This window comes from Streptomyces sp. MGP-P1, assembly GCF_057766565.1.
Genome location: NZ_JBYMEM010000001.1, coordinates 1555833 through 1575181, shown reverse-complemented (window position 1 = coordinate 1575181; position 19349 = coordinate 1555833). Strand labels below are relative to the sequence as shown.

The 19349-nt window shown below is 71.5% G+C and carries 18 protein-coding genes; 15 read left to right on the top strand and 3 right to left on the bottom strand.

Annotated elements, in window-relative coordinates; translation table 11 throughout:
• Positions 1–113 precede the first annotated feature (113 nt).
• From AC3CH1_RS06935 to AC3CH1_RS06920, 4 genes are all read left to right on the top strand, one after another.
• A complete protein-coding gene (locus AC3CH1_RS06935) occupies positions 114–1163 on the top strand; it encodes an iron-siderophore ABC transporter substrate-binding protein (protein WP_488462058.1) in 1050 nt (349 codons plus the stop codon).
• An 83-nt stretch (positions 1164–1246) separates the two neighbouring features.
• The gene (locus AC3CH1_RS06930; protein ID WP_488462057.1) at positions 1247–2284 is read left to right on the top strand and encodes a FecCD family ABC transporter permease; all 1038 of its coding nucleotides are present in this window, start codon (positions 1247–1249) and stop codon (positions 2282–2284) included.
• Positions 2281–3357 carry a FecCD family ABC transporter permease gene (locus AC3CH1_RS06925; protein ID WP_488462056.1) on the top strand — a complete coding sequence of 359 codons (1077 nt, stop codon included), beginning with the start codon at positions 2281–2283 and terminating at the stop codon, positions 3355–3357. The genes AC3CH1_RS06930 and AC3CH1_RS06925 overlap by 4 nt, the downstream gene beginning before the upstream one ends.
• Before the next feature lie 58 nt (positions 3358–3415).
• Positions 3416–3991: a hypothetical protein gene (locus AC3CH1_RS06920; protein ID WP_488462055.1), complete on the top strand. Its 576-nt coding sequence runs from the start codon at positions 3416–3418 to the stop codon at positions 3989–3991.
• 90 nt (positions 3992–4081) lie between these two features.
• On the opposite strand, the gene AC3CH1_RS06915 is transcribed toward AC3CH1_RS06920, so the two are convergent.
• Positions 4082–4747 carry a DedA family protein gene (locus AC3CH1_RS06915; protein WP_488462054.1) on the bottom strand — a complete coding sequence of 222 codons (666 nt, stop codon included), beginning with the start codon at positions 4745–4747 and terminating at the stop codon, positions 4082–4084.
• A 14-nt stretch (positions 4748–4761) separates the two neighbouring features.
• Positions 4762–5649, bottom strand: a complete 888-nt coding sequence (locus tag AC3CH1_RS06910) for an SIS domain-containing protein (RefSeq protein ID WP_488462053.1) — start codon at positions 5647–5649, stop codon at positions 4762–4764.
• A gap of 242 nt (positions 5650–5891) precedes the next feature.
• Here AC3CH1_RS06910 and AC3CH1_RS06905 point away from each other — a divergent pair, with 242 nt between their 5' ends.
• The 11 genes from AC3CH1_RS06905 (at position 5892) to AC3CH1_RS06855 (ending at position 18878) form a co-directional block, all read left to right on the top strand.
• Positions 5892–6689 carry a DeoR/GlpR family DNA-binding transcription regulator gene (locus tag AC3CH1_RS06905; protein ID WP_488462052.1) on the top strand — a complete coding sequence of 266 codons (798 nt, stop codon included), beginning with the start codon at positions 5892–5894 and terminating at the stop codon, positions 6687–6689.
• A gap of 215 nt (positions 6690–6904) precedes the next feature.
• Positions 6905–7309: a cell division protein SepF gene (locus AC3CH1_RS06900; RefSeq protein ID WP_006128240.1), complete on the top strand. Its 405-nt coding sequence runs from the start codon at positions 6905–6907 to the stop codon at positions 7307–7309.
• A 156-nt stretch (positions 7310–7465) separates the two neighbouring features.
• Positions 7466–7825, top strand: a complete 360-nt coding sequence (locus tag AC3CH1_RS06895; protein ID WP_488462051.1) for a nucleotide pyrophosphohydrolase — start codon at positions 7466–7468, stop codon at positions 7823–7825.
• 124 nt (positions 7826–7949) lie between these two features.
• Positions 7950–8450, top strand: coding sequence for a DUF6099 family protein (locus AC3CH1_RS06890; protein WP_018957008.1), 501 nt, complete (start codon positions 7950–7952; stop codon positions 8448–8450).
• 186 nt (positions 8451–8636) lie between these two features.
• The gene (locus AC3CH1_RS06885) at positions 8637–9560 is read left to right on the top strand and encodes an LLM class F420-dependent oxidoreductase (RefSeq protein WP_488462050.1); all 924 of its coding nucleotides are present in this window, start codon (positions 8637–8639) and stop codon (positions 9558–9560) included.
• Between the two features lie 51 nt (positions 9561–9611).
• Complete coding sequence (mmuM, locus tag AC3CH1_RS06880; protein ID WP_488462049.1) at positions 9612–10541, top strand: homocysteine S-methyltransferase; 930 nt, start codon at positions 9612–9614, stop codon at positions 10539–10541.
• A gap of 93 nt (positions 10542–10634) precedes the next feature.
• Positions 10635–12131: a 3' terminal RNA ribose 2'-O-methyltransferase Hen1 gene (locus AC3CH1_RS06875; RefSeq protein ID WP_488462048.1), complete on the top strand. Its 1497-nt coding sequence runs from the start codon at positions 10635–10637 to the stop codon at positions 12129–12131.
• Positions 12128–14743 carry a polynucleotide kinase-phosphatase gene (locus AC3CH1_RS06870; protein ID WP_488462047.1) on the top strand — a complete coding sequence of 872 codons (2616 nt, stop codon included), beginning with the start codon at positions 12128–12130 and terminating at the stop codon, positions 14741–14743. The genes AC3CH1_RS06875 and AC3CH1_RS06870 overlap by 4 nt, the downstream gene beginning before the upstream one ends.
• A gap of 63 nt (positions 14744–14806) precedes the next feature.
• On the top strand, positions 14807–16042 hold the full coding sequence (locus AC3CH1_RS06865) for an arginine deiminase (RefSeq protein WP_488462046.1): 1236 nt from the start codon (positions 14807–14809) through the stop codon (positions 16040–16042).
• 115 nt (positions 16043–16157) lie between these two features.
• Positions 16158–17162 (top strand): ornithine carbamoyltransferase, encoded by a 1005-nt coding sequence (argF, locus tag AC3CH1_RS06860; RefSeq protein ID WP_488462045.1) that lies wholly within the window; start codon positions 16158–16160, stop codon positions 17160–17162.
• Between the two features lie 228 nt (positions 17163–17390).
• Positions 17391–18878, top strand: coding sequence for an amino acid permease (locus AC3CH1_RS06855; protein ID WP_488462044.1), 1488 nt, complete (start codon positions 17391–17393; stop codon positions 18876–18878).
• Here AC3CH1_RS06855 and AC3CH1_RS06850 read toward each other — a convergent pair.
• A complete protein-coding gene (locus tag AC3CH1_RS06850) occupies positions 18829–19278 on the bottom strand; it encodes an ATP-binding protein (protein WP_488462043.1) in 450 nt (149 codons plus the stop codon). The two genes, AC3CH1_RS06855 and AC3CH1_RS06850, sit on opposite strands and share 50 nt — an antisense overlap.
• Positions 19279–19349: the final 71 nt, after the last annotated feature.

Sequence of the window (19349 nt, the reverse complement as noted above, 5' to 3'; positions counted from 1 at the left end):
CCCCGCTGCGGGGCCGCGCGGCCGGCGCTGCGGGAGGGGGCCGGTTGAGGCGTCGACCTCTCTGGCTTAGGCTAGCCTAACCTTCACTTGCTCGGCCAACCTGAGGACCCTCCATGCTCGGCTTCACCCGCGTGCGCCGCCACACCCTCGCCGCGACGGCCACCACCGTCGCCCTCGCCGTCGCCCTCGTCGGCTGCTCCTCGGACGGCGACGGCGACAAGGACGGGGCGAAGGACTCGGCGAAGGGCGGCGGCGCCTTCCCCGTCTCGATCAAGAGCTCGCTCGGCACCGCGAAGATCGAGGAGAAGCCCGAGCGCGTCGTCACCCTCGGCCAGGGCTCCGCCGAGACCGCGATAGCCCTCGGCCAGACCCCGGTCGGCATCGAGAGCTACCCCTGGGGCAGTGACAAGTCCGGCTACCTCCCCTGGATCAACGAGGCCGTCAAGAACTCCGGCGACAAGCTGCCCAAGCAGTTCACGGGCGGCGAGGAGATCGACTTCGAGGCGATCACCGAGCTGGAGCCGGACGTCATCCTCGCCCCCTGGTCGGGCATCACGCAGAAGCAGTACGACGTCCTCAAGGACATCGCCCCCACGGTCGCCTACCCCGACCAGGCGTGGAGCACCGACTGGGACCAGCAGATCGACATCATCGGCAAGGCGCTCGGCCGGACCGAGGACACGAACGGTCTCAAGACGAAGATCGAGAAGCAGCTCGCCGACGCCGCGGCCACCCGGCCGAACTACAAGGACGTCACCTTCTCCTACATCTACAACTCCGGCCCCGGCACCCTCGGTGTCTTCAAGCCCGAGGAGCAGCGCGTCAAGATGGTCACCTCGCTCGGCCTGAAGGTCGACCCGGTGGTCAACGGCTTCAAGGAGACCCCCGGCACCGACTCGGCCCTCATCGGCCTGGAGAACGCCGAGAAGCTCAAGGACAGCGACCTCGTCTTCACGTTCTACACGGACGAGAAGAACCGCAAGGAGATCGAGGGCCAGAAGCTCTACGGCGCGATCCCCGCGATCAAGAAGGGCGCCGTCGTCGCGAGCAACGACAACTCCTTCGTCACCGCCTCCTCGATCATCAACCCGCTGACCGTGCCCTGGACGATCGAGCGCTACCTGCCGATCATCGACAAGGCCGTCAAGACCGCCGGCAAGTAATCCCGGACCGGTATCCGGACCGCCGAGCCCACAAGGCGGACCGGTATCCGTACCGCCGAGCCGACGAGGCACACTCCACTCCCATGGCAACCACCACGGTCGCACCGCCGAGCGGCGCCGGTACCTCCCGTACCGGTGCCGCTCGGCTGGCGTTCCTCCTGCTCCTCGGCCTGGCCGCGCTGGCCCTCGCGCTCTGCGCGAGCGTCATGTTCGGCAGTCGCAGCACCTCGCTCGGCGATGTCGTCGACGTCCTCGGAGGCACCGCCGACCCCAACGTCACCGTCATCATCGAGAGCCGCTACCCGCGCACCGTCCTCGGCGTCCTCGCCGGACTCTGCCTCGCGGTCGCGGGCACCCTCATGCAGGGCGTCTCGCGCAATCCGCTGGCCGAACCGGGCCTCCTCGGCATCAACGCCGGCGCCTCCGCGAGCATCGTCGCCGCCACCGCCTGGCTCGGGGCCTCCGGCGCCACCGACACCATGTGGTGGGCGCTGCCCGGAGCGCTGGCCGCCGGCGTCCTCGTCCATGTCATCGGCTCCGCCGGTACGGGGACGAGCGTGGTGCGCCTGGTGCTCGCCGGGGCCGTGCTCACCGCCGTGCTCATGGCGTTCATCCAGGCGGTGACCCTCAGCAAACCGCAGGTCTTCGACAGCTACCGCTACTGGGTCGTGGGAGCGCTCGGCGGCAGGGACTTCGACGTCTTCTGGTCCGTCCTGCCCTTCGCCGCCGTCGGTTTCCTGCTCGCCCTCGCCCTCGGCCCCGGCCTCAACGCCCTGGCCCTGGGCGACGCCACCGCCGTCGCGCTCGGCTCGCACCCCGGGCGCACCCGGGGCGGCGGACTGCTCGCCGCCACGCTGCTCAGCGCCGCCGCTACCGCGGCCGTCGGCCCGATCGCCTTCGTCGGCCTCGCCGTCCCGCACGTCGTACGGGCCCTGGTCGGCGTGGACTTCCGCGCCCAGATCCTCTTCTCCGCCCTGCTCGGCCCCACCCTCCTGCTCCTCGCGGACGTGGTGGGCCGGGTCGTCATGCGCCCCACCGAACTCATGGTCGGCGTCGTCACCGCCTTCATCGGCGCACCCGCGCTGCTCATCGCCGTACGCAGGATGCGGGGCACCTCATGACCGTCACCGAACAGACCGCCCCCGTCCGCAAGACTCCCAAGGCCCCCCGCGGCTATCTGGTCGTCGGCCGCACCGTGGCGATACCCATGCGCCGGGCCTCCGTGTTCGCGGGCGCCGGGCTCTTCGTCCTCCTCCTCGCGGCCGCCGTCACGACGCTGGCCTGGGGGCGCCTCGGCATCGACCTCGCCGACCTGCCCGCCGCGCTCGTCGGCGACGCCGAGGGCAAGGACCGGTTCGTCTTCAACCGGCTGCGCGGGCCCCGTCTCACCGTCGCCATCGGGGTCGGCGCGGCGCTCGGCCTCTCCGGAGCCCTGTTCCAGTCCGTCACCCGCAACCCGCTCGGCAGCCCGGACGTCATCGGGCTCTCCGCCGGGGCCGGCGCGGGCGCGGCGATCTGCGCCCTGATGTTCCCCGACACGGTCCCGGTCGCCATCGGGGCGCTCCTCGGCGCGGTCCTCGCGATGGCCCTCGTGTACGTCTCCACCGGCACCGGTTTCCGTAACCCCGCCCGGCTCGTCATCGCCGGGATCGGCGTCGCCGCGATGGGCGCGGCCGTCATCCAGTACGTCGTCTACGCCCTGGAACGCGACAAGGCCTCCGTCCTCACCGCCTACGTCAACGGCAGCCTCACCGCTCGCTCCTGGACCGACGCCACCACCATCTGGCTGGTCCTCCTCGCCGCGGCCCCGCTGACCGCGCTGATCTCCCGGCGGCTCGACATCGGCGAGATGGGCGACGACATCGCCGAGGGACTCGGCTCCGAACCGAAGAAGGCCAAGACCCTCGCCGTGGTCCTGGCCATCGCCCTCTCGGCCGCCGCGGTCAGCGTCTCGGGCCCCATCGCCTTCATCGCCCTGACCGCCCCCCAGATCGCCAAACGCCTCACCCGCGGCTCCGGCCCGCACCTGCTGCTCTCCGCCCTCACCGGCGGCCTGCTGCTGGTGCTCGCGGACCTCTGCTCCCAGCAGCTGGCGCTCTTCGACGACCTGCCGGTCGGCATCTACACGATGGCGATCGGCGGCGCGTACCTCGGCTATCTGCTGGTACGGGAGTGGCGCAAGGGCGTGCTCTGAGCGGTGTCGGAGCCGTGACGACTGGTCACGTACAGGTTCGTCGACCATACTGCCCGCCGTGGAGCACAGCATAGATTCGAACAAGAAGCCCGAGTTCGCCGCAGGCACCGACCCGGCGTTCATCCCCCTGCCCGGACTGGCGGCGCCCGTCGCGGCCCGGAAGCCCGAACCGGAATCGGAGGCCGGTCCGGAGGACGCTGCTCCAGAGTCGGAGTCGGAGTCGGAGAAGAAGACGGACCGCGACGACGAGGTGGCAGCGGACGCCGGCACCGACGCCGACCAGGAACCGGAATCGGCGGCGGGCGACGCCGCACCGGAGGACAAGGCCGAGAAGGAGGGCGACGCCGTCGAGGACGGCCCCGTCTTCGAGGTCAGCGACCGACGAGGTTCGATCCGGGTGGCCCGGGAAGGTGTCCGCTTCACGCTCGACGACCAGGAGGCCGACTTCCACTGGGACGAGATCGGCGCGGTGGAGACCACCCCGGCGCGCTTCGGCCGCCGGTTCACGGTGACCGTCCATCTGTCGAGCCGCCGCTGGTTCAACGCCGAGGTCGAGGCGGCGAGCCGCGCCGAGCTCAAGGGCTGGCCGGCCGAGCTGGACACCGTCCTGGACGCCTACTTCGAGGAGTCCTGAGCCGTCTCCCGTGAGACACCCGGCCGGGGTGTCTCACGGGCCCGGCGTGCCTTGCCGTGCCCGTCAGGGCCATCAGGGCCGTCAGGGCCGTCAGGGCCGCTCGCGGTTGCGGCCCCTGACGCGCATCGCGACGTAACCGACCAGGGCGACCGCGGCCAGCGCCAGCACGACCCTGGTCACGACGCCGACGTACGTCCCTACCACGTCCCACTGGTCGCCGAGCAAGTATCCGGCCATCACGAGCACGGTGTTCCACACCAGGCTGCCCGCCGTTGTCAACCCGACGAACACCGGCAGCGGCATGCGCTCCACGCCCGCGGGCACCGAGATCAGACTCCGGAACACCGGCACCATGCGGCCCAGCAGCACCGCCTTGGTGCCGTGCCGGGCGAACCACTCCTCCGTCCGCACCAGGTCGGATGCCTTGACCAGGGGGAGCTTCGCCCACCAGGCGTGCATCCGCTCCCGGCCGAACACGGCTCCGATCCCGTACAGGATCACCGCGCCGACGACCGAGCCGAGCGTCGTCCAGAACAGGGCCGAGGCGATGCTGAGCACCCCCTGAGAGGCGGCGAACCCGGTCAGCGGCAGGATCACCTCGCTGGGCAGCGGCGGGAACAGGTTCTCCAGCGCGATGGCCGCACCCGCGCCGGGACCGCCGAACGTCTCGACCAGTCCGGTGGCCCAGCCGACGATGCCCCCCTGCGGTTCCGGGGCGGCGAGGAGTTGCCGGGCGGCGTACGGGGTCAGGTGCATGTGCCCATGGTCCCTCAGGCCCCGTCCAGTACCACCGAACGGCTCAGATGGCGCGGCAGGTCCGGGTCGAGTCCCCGCGCCGCCGCACGGGCGAGGGCGAGGCGCTGTACGCGTACGAGATCGGCCAGCGGGTCGAGGGCGCCGTCCACCCACTGGGCGCCCGTCGCGCGCACCTGCTCCGACAGGCCCTCGGGAGCCTCACCGAACATCCAGGTCGTGGTGGACGCGGTGGAGATGCTGATGGGGCCGTGGCGGTACTCCATCGCGGGATAGGACTCGGTCCAGGACAGCGAGGCCTCCTTCATCTTCAGCGCCGCCTCGTGGGCCAGCCCGACCGTCCACCCCCGGCCGAGGAAGGAGAACTGGGTGCTCTCCAGCAGTCCGTCGGGCAGCGGCGCGGCGAGCGCGGTCTCCGCGTCCGTGACCACGGCCTCGGAGTGCAGGCCGAGATGGGCCCGCAGCAGGGTGAGGGCGGTCGTGGCGAAGCGCGTCTGGACGACGGACCGTTCGTCGGCGAAGTCCAGGACGACGAGATCGTCGGCCGCCGCCCTGACCGGGGTCCTGGGATCCGCCGTGACGGCCACCGTGCGGGTGGTCCCGCGCAGCCGGTTCAGCAGTTCCAGCACCTCGGTCGTGGTCCCCGAGCGGGTCAGCGCGACGACGCGGTCGTAGCCGCGGCCGAAGGGGAACTCGGAGGCGGCGAAGGCGTCCGACTCGCCCTGGCCGGAGCCCTCGCGGAGCCCCGCGTAGGCCTGCGCCATGTAGAAGGAGGTACCGCAGCCGACGACCGCGATCCGCTCGCCCGCGACGGGCAGGGCGGCGGTCTCGGGGCCGCCCGCCAAGGCGGCGGCGCGCCGCCAGCAGGCGGGCTGACTGGCTGTCTCGGTCTCGGCATACGACACGTCTGCACTCCACGGGAACGAGGTGGACCACGGCAACGGGGCTGAGCGGGCCGACCAGCCCGGATGTAGAATTCTGCACGTTACATGCAGTTATCGAGCAAAAACAAGCAAGCCGCAGGTGGGTGGGAGACTCCCGGGAGGCCCTGCGGGGAGGCCCTGTGCGACGCTTGCGGCGGTCCGGCCCCCCGGCGACCGCGTTCCCGCGCAACGCGGTGCCCGCGCCGGACGGTGAGGAGACGCTCTTGTCCAGGGACGCCCGGTGGGACGCGCTGCTGGAACTGGTCGGCAAGCACGGCAGAGTGGACGTCGAGGAGGCGGCGACGGCGCTCGACGTCTCGGCCGCCACCATCCGCCGCGACCTCGACCAGCTGGCCGAACAGCACCTGCTCACCCGCACCAGGGGCGGCGCGGTCGCGCACGGGGTCTCCTACGAACTGGCGCTCCGCTACAAGACGGGCCGACACGCGCCGGAGAAGCAGGCCATCGGCCGCGCCGTGTCCGGGCTGGTAGCCGTCGGGGAGGTCGTCGGCCTGACCGGGGGAACGACCGTGACCGAAGTGGCCAGGGCACTGGCGGTGCGCCCGGACATCGTGGGCGAGACGGCGGCGGCGGGCGGGCAGCCGACGCTGACCGTGGTGACCAACGCCCTCAACATCGCCAGCGAGCTGACGATCCGGCCGCAGATCAAGATGGTCGTGACGGGCGGGGTCGCGAGGCCTCAGTCGTACGAGCTGACGGGCCCGCTCGCCGTCGGAGTGATGAACGAGATCACCCTGGACGTCGCCGTCCTCGGGGTCAACGCCATCGACATCGAACGCGGTGCGTACGTCCACCACGAGGGCGAGGCCAGCGTCAACCGGCTGCTCGCGGAGCGGGCCCAGCGGGTGGTGGTGGCGGCGGACTCGTCGAAGATCGGCAAGCGGGCGTTCGCCCGGGTCTGCGACCTCGGACTGGTCGACGTCCTGGTCACCGACTCCCGTATCGGCGCGGAGGCGAAGGACCGGTTCGGCGAGGCGGGGGTCCAGGTCGTCACGGTCTGACCGGCGCGGTCGGCTGGATCTGTACACGGTGCGGCTCGCCGCACCGCAGGGCGCGGGGGCGTCATGAACCAGTGCCCGTCGGGTACCGGAAGCGACACGGACGGCGACTTCGCCGTGTCGCTGGTACGCCGAACGGGTGAGGGGCGAGAGGATTGCCCGATGAACAGTGAGTGCAGCCGGCGGGAACCCGACCGGCTCGACGACGGGGTGGCCCTGTGAGCAGGTACGACAGGTATGACAGATACGACGCCACCGACGAGCAGTGGGAAGGGCTCGCGCAGGTCGTACCGCTGCGCGGCCGCGACGAGTGGCCGTCCCGCATCGACCACCGCACCGTCCCGGACGAGCGGGCGGCCGAACAGCGGCGCCTCGTGGTGCTGCGGGTGCAGGTCTTCGCGGACGCTCGCGAGGTCGCCGAGTACCTGGTCGCCCAGGTTCCGGTGCTGCTCGACCTGACAGCGGCGGAAACGGACGTGGCGAAGCGGATTCTCGACTTCAGCAGCGGTGTGGTCTTCGGCCTCGGCAGCGGCATGCACCGCGTCGACCGCAATGTCTTCCTGCTCGCGCCGGTCGGCATGGAGGTCGAGGGGGTCACGCCCGCCGGTCTCGCCCAGTCGTAGGAAGCGGCAGTCGGGGCGGCAGCCGGACCGGACCGCCGCCCCCGGCCGCGCTGTCCCCTCTCCGGGCCGCCCGGCCCCTCGTGCGGGGTGGCGCGCGGGGAGGCACTGTCGGCGCGCGGGGAGGCACTGTCGGTGGCCGGTGGTAGACCTGAGGCCGTGACAGACATCGATGTGGCAGAACTCCAGCGACGGCTGGTCGCGTTCGCTGCGGCGCGCGACTGGGAGCAGTACCACACCCCGAAGAACCTGGCGGCCGCGCTCAGCGTCGAGGCCTCCGAACTGCTGGAGATCTTCCAGTGGCTGACGCCCGAGCAGTCGGCGGGGATCATGGAGAATCCCGAAGCGGCGCACCGGGTCGCCGACGAGGTGGCGGACGTGCTCGCCTATCTCCTGCAGTTCTGCACGGTGTTGGGCGTCGATCCGACGGCCGCGCTGGTCGCCAAGTTGGAGCGGAACGAGAAGCGCTTCCCCCTGCCGAGCGCTCCGGAATCCCCCAATCGTCACTCTTCGGAGTGAGTGAGATATCCACAGTCGACTTCCTGTCCACAGATTTCCGATTTCCTCTGGCCTTACGGTGCTGTCTACCTCACTGTGGGTAATGAATGAGGTGAGCGGGTTTTCGTACGGACGGGGGAGAGGCATGGAAGCGGAGCGAGTCATCGAGGCGGGGCGGCGGGCTCTGGCGGGCAGCCGGGGCGCGCTGGACGTCATGGCGGAGGCCTGGCAGGCGCAGGCGCTCGCCCGGGCGGTCGGCAGTCGGCTCGCGCTGTACGGCCCGGTGGAGTTACGGAGCGAGGCGCGGGCGTTGGGGGAGATCGGCGCGGGATGCTCGGCGCTGGATCACCCGACGGTGCTCTCCGGCGGTGCCAGGGCGGCCCAGTTGTCCGAGATCGCCGATGTGCGGCGGTCCCTGGCCGGGCTCGCGCTGTTGCTCAGTGAGGCCGGGATCGCCCTGGTCGGGGTGGCCTGCGACACGGGCGAGGACGGTCTGTACTGGCAGTGCATCGAGGCCATGGACGCGGCGGACGAATCACTGGAGCGTGTGCACGGAATGCTGAGGCGGCTGGCGGAGCGGGAGAGGGAGCGCGACGGCCCCTACGGCGGTATACGCGGACCTGCGGCATCGGCGGCAGGTCCCTGAGGGGGAGGCGGCGGAGCGGCGGGAGGGGGCGCCGACGCCGATGCCCGAGGGGAGACGACGGCCCGAGGGGGCATGGAACAGGAAAGGCGGGGGCCGCGGGCAGGGGGCCGGGACAAGGGGAGATGTGGGGGAGGTCCGGCCTTGCCGGTGGGCGGGACCGGGTGCCGGAGGGGCAGGATGGAGGGCATGGATCTTCGCATCTTCACCGAGCCCCAGCAAGGGGCCGACTACGACACCTTGCTCACCGTCGCCAAGGCCGCCGAGGACCTGGGCTTCGACGCCTTCTACCGCTCCGACCACTATCTCCGCATGGGGTCCGGCGACGGTCTGCCCGGGCCGACGGACGCCTGGATCACCCTGGCCGGACTGGCGCGCGAGACCCGGCGGATCCGGCTCGGCACGCTGATGACCGCCGGCACGTTCCGGCTGCCGGGAGTGCTGGCCATCCAGGTGGCCCAGGTCGACCAGATGTCCGGCGGGCGGGTCGAACTGGGCCTGGGTGCGGGTTGGTTCGAGGAGGAGCACAAGGCCTACGGCATTCCGTTCCCGAAGGAGAAGTTCGGCCGCCTGGAGGAGCAGCTCGCGATCATCACGGGCCTGTGGGCGACGGAGGTCGGCGAGACCTTCAGCTACGACGGCACCTATTACCAGCTCACCGATTCGCCCGCGCTGCCGAAGCCTGCCCAGGCCAAGGTGCCCGTCCTGATCGGCGGCCACGGTGCGACGCGCACCCCGCGGCTCGCCGCGCAGTACGCCGACGAGTTCAACATCCCGTTCGCCTCGCTGGAGGACAGCGAGAAGCAGTTCGGCCGGGTCCGGGCCGCCGCGCAGGCGCACGGGCGCTCTCCGGACGACCTCGTGTACTCCAACGCGTTGATCGTCTGCACGGGCAAGGATGACGCCGAGGTGGCCCGACGCGCGGCGGCCATCGGCCGGGACGTGGAGGAGCTCAAGGCGAACGGGCTGGCGGGATCGCCCGCCGAGGTGGTCGACAAGATCGGCAGCTTCGAGGCGATCGGCTCGTCGAGGATCTACCTCCAGGTCCTCGATCTGGAGGACCTGGACCATCTGGAACTGATCTCCTCGCAGATCCAGTCCCAGCTGACCTGACCTGACCTGACCTGACCTGACCTGACCTGACCTGAGGAGGAGGCCGCGGCTGTGAGTGGCGTCCGCACGCTCGCCGACGCGCTGGAGGCCGGGCCCGTCCTGCTGGACGGCGGGCTCTCCAACCAACTGGAGGCGCAGGGCTGCGATCTGTCCGACGCGCTGTGGTCGGCCCGACTGCTGGCCGATGCGCCGGAACAGATCGAGGCCGCTCACCTCGCCTACCTCCGGGCGGGCGCGCGCGTGCTCATCACGGCCAGCTATCAGGCCACCTTCGAAGGGTTCGGGCGGTACGGGCTGGACCGGGCCGGAACCGGGGCCCTGCTCGCCCGTAGCGTGGAGCTGGCCCGGGGCGCCGCCGACGCGGCGCGCCGGGCCGACCCCGGGCGGGAGACCTGGGTCGCCGCATCGGTCGGACCCTACGGGGCGATGCTCGCGGACGGCAGCGAGTACCGGGGCCGCTACGGGCTGAGCGTCCGGGAGCTGGAGCGCTTCCACCGCCCCCGGGTGGCGGCGCTGGCCGCCGCCGGGCCCGACGCGCTGGCGCTGGAGACGGTGCCGGACCTGGACGAGGCCGAGGCCCTGGTCCAGGTCGCCGAGGAAACCGGGCTGCCGTACTGGCTCTCGTACAGCGTGGCGGGGGACCGGACCAGGGCCGGCCAGCCGCTGGAGGAGGCGTTCGCGGTGGCGGCGGGACGGGACTCCGTCCTCGCGGTCGGAATCAACTGCTGCGATCCGCAGGAGGCACAGGGGGCGGTGGAGCAGGCGGTGGCGGTCACGGGCAGGCCCGCCGTGGTCTACCCGAACAGCGGGGAGGGATGGGACGCCGGGGCGCGGGGGTGGACCGGGCGCGGCACCTTCGATCCGGGGCGGGTGCGGGCCTGGACGCGGGCCGGGGCCAGACTCGTCGGAGGCTGCTGCCGGGTGGGGCCGGACCTCATCTCGGAGCTGGAAGGGCGGCTGGAGAGTCAAGGCCCGCAGTAGCGGGTGTTTCTGGGACCGTCGTGGAGATCGCCGCGACGCGGGAGAAGCGAAAATGCCTGGTGGGGGCAGGGGGTGGCGAGCATACTCGGACAGGTGTTCCTGACAATCGGTACGACCGGCACCCAAGAGCGTCCCGCCACGGACCTGGGCTTTCTGCTGCACAAGCATCCCGACAAGGCGCAGGCGTTCTCCACCTCGCACGGCTCCGCGCACGTCTTCTACCCCGAGGCGTCCGCCGAGCGCTGCACGGCCGCGCTCCTGCTGGAGGTGGATCCGGTGGCGCTGGTGCGGCGCGGCAAGGGCAAGGGCCGGGGCGGTGCGCCCGACGCGGCGCTCGCGCAGTATGTCAACGACCGCCCCTACGCGGCGTCCTCGCTCTTGTCGGTCGCTCTCGCCGCCGTGTTCAAGTCCGCGCTCGGCGGCGTCTGCCGGGCCATGCCCGAGCGGGCCGGGAGCCCGTTGCCGCTGCGGATCGAGGTGCCCGCCCTGCCCGCCAGGGGCGGCGCCGAGTTGGTGCGCAAGCTGTTCGCGCCGCTCGGCTGGTCGCGGGTCGACGTCACGGCCGTACCGCTGGACGAGGAGTTCCCCGCGTGGGGCGACTCCCGCTACGTACGGCTGGTGCTGGAGGGCGAGTTGCGGCTCGCGGACGCGCTGCGCCAGCTCTATGTCCTGCTCCCGGTGCTCGACGACGCCAAGCACTACTGGGTCGCGCCCGACGAGGTGGACAAGCTGCTGCGCGCGGGGGAGGGCTGGCTGGCCGACCACCCCGAGCGGCCGCTGATCACGCGGCGCTATCTCTCCCACCGCTGGGGGCTCACGCGCCAGGCCGACCAGGCCCTGGAGCTGGTCCGGCTCGCCGAGTCGGAGGACCTCGACGTCGACAGCGTCGACAACGCGGTGGACGAGAGCACCGACACCGAGGAGAAGCCGGTCCCGCTCGCCGAACAGCGGCGCACCGCGATCCTCGACGCGCTGCGCGCCGCCGGGGCGAGCCGGGTGCTCGACCTCGGCTGCGGCCAGGGCCAGTTGGTGCAGGCCCTCCTCAAGGACGTGCGCTTCACCGAGATCGTGGGCGTCGACGTCTCGATGCGCGCCCTCACCATCGCCTCGCGGCGGCTGAAGCTGGACCGGATGGGAGAGCGCCGGGCGGACCGGGTCACCCTGCGGCAGGGTTCGCTCACCTACACCGACAAGCGGCTCGTGGGATACGACGGCGCCGTGCTCAGTGAAGTGATCGAGCACCTGGACCTGGACCGGCTGCCCGCCCTGGAGTACGCGGTGTTCGGCGCGGCGCGACCGGGGACGGTGCTCGTGACCACGCCGAACGTCGAGTACAACGTCCGCTGGGAGACCCTCCCGGCCGGGCACGTCCGGCACGGGGACCACCGTTTCGAGTGGACCCGGGCCGAATTCCGGGACTGGGCCGGGAAGGTCGCCGAGCGGCACGGATACGCCGTCCGGTACGTACCGGTCGGGCCGGACGACCCCGAGGTGGGTCCGCCGACCCAGATGGCCGTGTTCACCCGGACCGACCCCACCACGACCACCGGAACGACCGGGACGAAGACGAAGGAGGCGAAAGCCGCGTGAACAACGACCACAGCGACGCCGGTACAGAATTCGCCACCGCCACCGCCACCGGCGCGGAAACCGCCACGACCGCCACCGCCGCGCGCGTCCTGCCGGTGACCGACCTCTCCCTCGTCGTCCTCATAGGCGCCAGCGGATCGGGCAAGTCCACCTTCGCCCACAGGCACTTCAAGCCGACCGAGATCGTCTCCTCGGACTTCTGCCGGGGGCTGGTCGCCGACGACGAGAACGACCAGAGCGCCAGCCGCGAGGCCTTCGACGTGCTGCACTACATCGCGGGCAAGCGCCTGGAGGCCGGGCGGCTCACCGTGATCGACGCCACCAGCGTCCAGTCCGAGAGCCGCAAGCAGCTCGTCCAGCTGGCCCGGAAGTACGACGTCCTGCCCATCGCCATCGTCCTCGACCTTCCCGAAGAGGTCTGCGCCGCCCGCAACGCGGCCCGACCGGACCGCGCCTCCATGCCGCGCCATGTCATCCAGCGACACCGCCGCGAGCTGCGGCGTTCCCTGCGCGGCCTGGAGCGCGAGGGCTTCCGCAAGGTGCACGTCCTGCGCACCGAGGAGGAGGCCGAGAGCGCGACGGTGGTCCTGGAGCGCCGCTACAACGACCTGCGCCACCTCACCGGCCCGTTCGACATCATCGGGGACATCCACGGCTGCCGCTCCGAGCTGGACACCCTGCTCGGCAAGCTCGGTTACGTGGACGGCGCCCACCCCGAAGGGCGTACGGCCGTGTTCGTCGGGGACCTCGTCGACCGGGGCCCCGACAGCCCCGGCGTGCTGCGCCGCGTCATGTCCATGGTGTCGGCGGGCACCGCCCTGTGCGTCCCCGGCAACCACGAGAACAAGCTCGGCCGCTACCTCGCGGGCCGCAAGGTCCAGCTCACCCACGGGCTCGCCGAGACCGTCGAGCAGCTGGAGCGCGAGGACGCCGAACACCCCGAGTTCCGGGGGCAGGTGCGGAAGTTCATCGACGGGCTGGTCAGCCACTACGTCCTGGACGACGGCAAGCTGGTGGTCGCTCATGCCGGGCTGCCCGAGAAGTACCACGGCCGCACCTCCGGCCGGGTCCGCTCGCACGCGCTGTACGGGGACACGACGGGGGAGACCGACGAGTTCGGCCTGCCCGTGCGCTACCCGTGGGCCGAGGAGTACCGGGGCCGCGCCACCGTGGTCTACGGCCACACCCCGGTGCCCACCACCTCCTGGATCAACAACACCATCTGCCTGGACACGGGGGCCGTCTTCGGCGGGAAGATGACCGCGCTGCGCTGGCCGGAGCGCGAACTGGTCGACGTACCCGCCGAGAAGGTCTGGTACGAGCCCGTCAAGCCGCTGACCACCGAGGCGCCCGGGGGCCGGGAGGGCCGGCCGCTGGACATCGCCGACGTCCAGGGCCGCCGGGTCGTGGAGACCCGCCACCTGGGCCGTGTCGCCGTGCGCGAGGAGAACGCCGCCGCCGCGCTCGAAGTGATGAGCCGTTTCGCCGTCGACCCGCAACTCCTCGCCTACCTCCCGCCCACCATGGCGCCCACCGCCACCTCCCGCGAGGACGGTTTCCTGGAGCACCCGGCCGAGGCCTTCGCGCAGTACGCCGGCGACGGCGTCGAGCGGGTCGTGTGCGAGGAGAAGCACATGGGCTCCCGGGCCGTCGTCCTGGTCTGCAAGGACGCCGGGGCCGCCACTGCCCGTTTCGGCACGGCGGGCCCCACCGGGGCGCTGTACACCCGCACCGGACGCCCGTTCCTGGACGACACGGCGATGACCGAGGCGGTCCTGGACCGGCTCCGCACCGCCGTCACCGCCGCCGGGCTCTGGCAGGAGTGGGACACCGACTGGGTGCTCCTGGACGCCGAGCTGATGCCGTGGTCGCTCAAGGCCGGCGGGCTGCTGCGCTCGCAGTACGCCGCCGTCGGCGCCGCGTCCGGCGCGGTCTTCCCGTCGGCCGTCGCCGCTCTGGAGCAGGCGGTCGCCCGGGGCGTCGAGGTAACGGGCCTCGCCGGGAACCAGCGTGCCCGCGCCAGGGACGCGGCCGCGTTCACCGAGGCGTACCGGCGCTACTGCTGGCCCACCGAGGGGCTGGACGGGGTGCGGCTCGCGCCGTTCCAGATCCTCGCCGTCCAGGGCCGCTCCCTGGCCTCCGTGCCGCACGACGAGCAGCTCGCCTGGCTGGACCGGCTCGTGGAGCACGACCCGACGGGGCTGCTCCAGGTCACCCGTCGGCTCGTCGTCGACACCGGGGACGAGGCCTCCGTGCGCGCGGGCGTGGACTGGTGGCTGGAGATGACCGGGCGGGGCGGCGAGGGCATGGTCGTCAAGCCGCTCGGCGCCCTCGTCCGGGACGCCGAGGGCCGGCTCGTCCAGCCCGGCATCAAGGTGCGTGGCCGGGAGTATCTCCGCATCATCTACGGCCCCGAGTACACCCGTCCGGAGAATCTGGAGCGCCTGCGCTCCCGGTTCCTGGGCCACAAGCGCTCGTTGGCGCTGCGGGAGTACGCGCTCGGTCTGGAGGCCCTGGACCGGCTGGCGGAGGGCGAGCCGCTGTGGCGGGTCCACGAGGCGGTGTTCGCCGTCCTGGCCCTGGAGTCGGAGCCGGTGGACCCCCGGCTCTGAGAGCCGTCCAACCCGTGGGCGATTCGCGGGGTGAACGGCGCTCCGCGCGGTGAGGATGAAGGCATGGGATTCCACGTCGACTCCGAAGCCGGGCGGCTGCGCCGCGTCATACTGCACCGCCCCGATCTGGAGCTGAAGCGGCTCACCCCCAGGAACAAGGACGCGCTCCTGTTCGACGACGTCCTGTGGGTGCGCCGCGCCCGGGAGGAGCACGACGGGTTCGCCGACGTGCTGCGCGACCGGGGGGTCGCCGTGCATCTCTTCGGCGACCTCCTGCGGGAGTCCCTCGACATCCCGGTCGCCCGGCGGCTCGTGCTCGACCGGGTCTTCGACGAGAAGGAGTACGGTCCGCTCGCCACCGAACCTCTGCGGGCCGCCTTCGAGGAGCTGTCCTCGGAGGAGCTGGCGGAGGCGCTGGTCGGCGGCATGACCAAGCGGGAGTTCCTGGAGCGGCACAGCGAGCCGACCTCCGTCCGCTTCCACGTGATGGACCTGGACGACTTCCTGCTCGGCCCGCTGCCGAACCACCTCTTCACCCGGGACACCTCGGCGTGGATCTACGACGGGGTCTCCATCAACGCGATGCGCTGGCCTGCCAGGCAGCGCGAGACCGTCCACTTCGAGGCGATCTACCGGCACCATCCCCTCTTCACCGGCCCGGAGGCGGGGGCCTTCCACCACTGGTCGGAGGGTCAGGACGACTACCCCTCCACCATCGAGGGCGGTGACGTCCTGGTCATCGGGCAGGGAGCGGTCCTCATCGGGATGAGCGAGCGGACCACGCCGCAGGCCGTGGAGATGCTGGCCCGGGGCCTCTTCGACGCCGGCTCGGCGCGCACGATCGTGGCGCTCGACATGCCCAAGGCCCGGGCGTTCATGCACCTGGACACGGTGATGACGATGATCGACGGTGACACGTTCACCCAGTACGCCGGCCTCGGCATGCTCCGCTCGTACACCATCGAGCCCGGCAGCGGCCCGCGCGAGCTGAAGGTCACCGACCATCCGCCCGAGCACATGCACCGCGCCATCGCCGCCGCCCTCGGCCTCGACTCCATCCGGGTGCTCACCGCCACCCAGGACGTGCACGCGGCCGAGCGCGAGCAGTGGGACGACGGCTGCAACGTGCTCGCGGTCGAGCCCGGGGTCGTCGTCACCTACGAGCGCAACGCCACGACCAACACCCATCTGCGCAGGCAGGGCATCGAAGTGATCGAGATCCGGGGCAGCGAGCTGGGCCGGGGACGTGGCGGGCCGCGCTGCATGAGCTGTCCGGTCGAGCGGGACCCCGTGGCCTGAGAAGCGTGCGGACCGCGAGCCCCGATCCTGTATAGAGATGCGGGTAATCGTATAGACTTCCAGTTCTGCCCGTGCGCAGTGCTGCCGATCCCCGTCCGACCCAGGAGCAGTCATCATGGCCATAGACCTCACCGGCCGCCACTTCCTCAAGGAGCTGGACTTCACCTCCGAGGAGTTCCTCGGCCTGGTCTCCCTGGCCGCCGAGCTCAAGGCGGCCAAGAAGGCCGGGGTCGAGGTCCAGCGGCTGCGCGGGAAGAACATCGCGCTGATCTTCGAGAAGACCTCGACCCGGACGCGCTGCGCGTTCGAGGTCGCCGCGGCCGACCAGGGCGCCTCCACCACCTACCTCGACCCGGCGGGCTCCCAGATGGGTCACAAGGAGTCCGTCAGGGACACCGCCCGGGTGCTCGGCCGGATGTTCGACGGGATCGAGTACCGGGGCGACAGCCAGCAGGCCGTCGAAGAGCTGGCCGCTTACGGCGGGGTGCCGGTCTTCAACGGGCTCACGGACGACTGGCACCCCACCCAGATGCTCGCCGACGTGCTCACCATGACCGAGTGGAGCGAGGGGCCCGTCGGGGAGACGGCCTTCGCCTACCTCGGCGACGCCCGCTTCAACATGGGCAACTCCTACCTGATCACCGGAGCCCTGCTCGGCCTTGACGTCAGGATCGTCGCCCCCGAGGCGTACTGGCCGGCCGAGGCCGTCGTGGCGCGGGCCCGGGAGCTCGCCGAGGTCAGCGGCGCGACGATCACCCTCACCGGCGACGTCGCCGAGGGTGTCCGGGGCGCCGACTTCGTCGCCACCGACGTCTGGGTCTCCATGGGGGAGCCCAAGGAGGTGTGGGCCGAGCGCATCGCCGCCCTCGGTCCCTACGCCGTGACGATGGACGTCCTGCGGGCCACCGGCAACCCGGCCGTCAAGTTCCTGCACTGCCTGCCCGCCTTCCACGACCTCGGCACCCAGGTCGGCCGGGACATCCACGCCCGGTACGGGCTGACCGAGCTGGAGGTCAGCGACGAGGTCTTCGAGTCCGCCCACTCGGTCGTCTTCGACCAGGCGGAGAACCGGATGCACACGATCAAGGCCGTGCTGGTGGCGACGCTCGCGGGGAAGTAGTCCCCCGGTACGGGTACGGGTACGAGTACGGGTACGGAGCAGGGGTTCGCATGCTCATACACCCGATTGGGTGAACATGCGCGGTGGTGGCTACGATGTCGCCTCTTGGTGGGGTTCGGGCTCGCGATGCCCGGACCCCCTTCCCATGTGCCGCCCGCGGCCCCCACGGCCGCCGTGCGCACCGGGAGACGTCCCCCCACTGCACCACCAGAGATGAGAACGTCCCGCATGAGCACCGGTCTGCCGCATTCCGGCACCCCGCAGCCCCCCGGCCCCTCGAAGCCGGGGCTGCGCCGCAAGAGCCCCGATCAGCTCATCGCCGAGTCCGGCGGCGACCTGGAGGGCCACGGCCTCAAGCGCACGATGGGCCTCTTCCAGCTCGTCTGCTTCGGGGTCGGCGCGATCGTCGGCACCGGCATCTTCGTCGGGCTGTCCGACAGTGTGGCCGAGGCCGGTCCCGCCGTCGTGATGTCGTTCGTCCTCGCGGCGATCACCTGCATCTTCACCGCGCTGTCCTTCGCGGAGCTGGGCAGCGCCATCCCGGTATCCGGAAGCTCGTACTCCTTCGCGTACGCGGCGCTCGGCGAGCGCACCGCCTTCCTCGTCGGCTGGTGCCTGCTGCTGGAGTACGGCGTGTCGGTCTCCGCCGTCGCGGTGGGCTGGAGCCAGTACGTCAACGAGCTGCTGAACAGCGTGATCGGCCTGCGACTCCCCGAGGCCCTGTCCGCCGGCCCCGCCGAAGGCGGTGTGGTCAATCTGCCCGCGATCGTCGTGATCGCCATGGCCGCCGCACTGCTGGTGCGCGGTGTCCGGGAGAGTGCCACCGCGACCGCCGCCATGGCGATCCTCAAGATCGGCATCCTGGTCGCGTTCTGCGCCGTGGCGTTCAGCGCGTTCCAGGACGACAACCTCATGCCGTTCGCGACCCACGGGCTCGGCGGGATCACCGCCGGCGCCTCGCTGGCGTTCTTCTCCTACATCGGCTTCGACGCCATCACCACCGCGGGCGAAGAGGTCAAGAACCCCCGGCGGAACATCCCCCTCGCCATCCTGATCTGCATCGGCGTCGTCACCCTGCTCTACTGCGCGGTGGCGCTCTCGGCCATCGGCGCGATCGGCTCGGACGCCGTCGCCAACGAGAGCGCGGCCCTCTCCATCGCCGTCAACCAGGTGACCGACTCCGCGGTCGGCGGCGGCATCGTCGCCTTCGGCGCGGTCGTCGCCATCGCCTCGGTGGTGCTCGCCGTGATGTACGGGCAGACCCGCATCCTGATGTCGATGTCCCGCGACGGGCTCATCCCGCGCGTCTTCGAGCGGGTCTCTCCCAAGACCCACACCCCGGTCGCCAACACCTGGATCGTGGCCTGCGTCTTCGCGGTCCCGGCCGCGTTCGTCCCGCTCGACGTCGTCGTGAACCTGACGACCATCGGCACGCTCGCCACGATGGTCGCCGTCAATGTCGCGGTGGTGGTGCTCCGGCGGAGCGCCCCCGAGCTGAAGCGGACCTTCCGGGTGCCGCTCTACCCGGTGAGCCCGGTGCTGGGCGTCGCGTTCTGCCTGTATCTGATGTACGGGACCGGCTGGACGACCTGGGTCCAGTTCGCGGTCTTCCTCGCCGTCGGGTCGCTGCTGTACGCCGGTTACGGGCGCAAGCGCTCCCGGCTGGTCAGCTCCCCGGGGACGGGCCCGGCTGCGCCGGTATCGCCGGAAGCGTGAACCAGACGGCCTTGCCGTGCTCCGTGGTGCGGTGACCGCACGCGGAGCTGAGGGTCCGGATCAGCAGCAGGCCGCGACCGTGCTCCTGCCAGGGGTCGACCTCCCAGCCCGGCTGCGGCCGGGACAGATCGCCCGGCGGGGCGGGGTCGCGGTCGTGCACCTCGACCTGGCAGCCGGTGGGCAGCAGCTCCACGACCAGCTCGATGGGCTCACCGCCCAGGGTGTGCTCGACCGCGTTGGCCACCAGCTCGGCGGTCAGCAGTTCGGCGGTGTCGCTGTCGGCCGGGGCGTCGATGTCCGACAGCGCCGTACGGATGAGAGCGCGGGCGATCGGCACGGCCGCGGTGGAGTGCGGCAGGGCGATGCGCCAGGAGGCGGGGACGGGAACATCGGGCGGCACGGCGGGGCTTCCGTTCGGGAGCGGGTCTTCCTCGAAGCGGGAGGTCTCGACTTGTGGGGTTCACGCGGTAC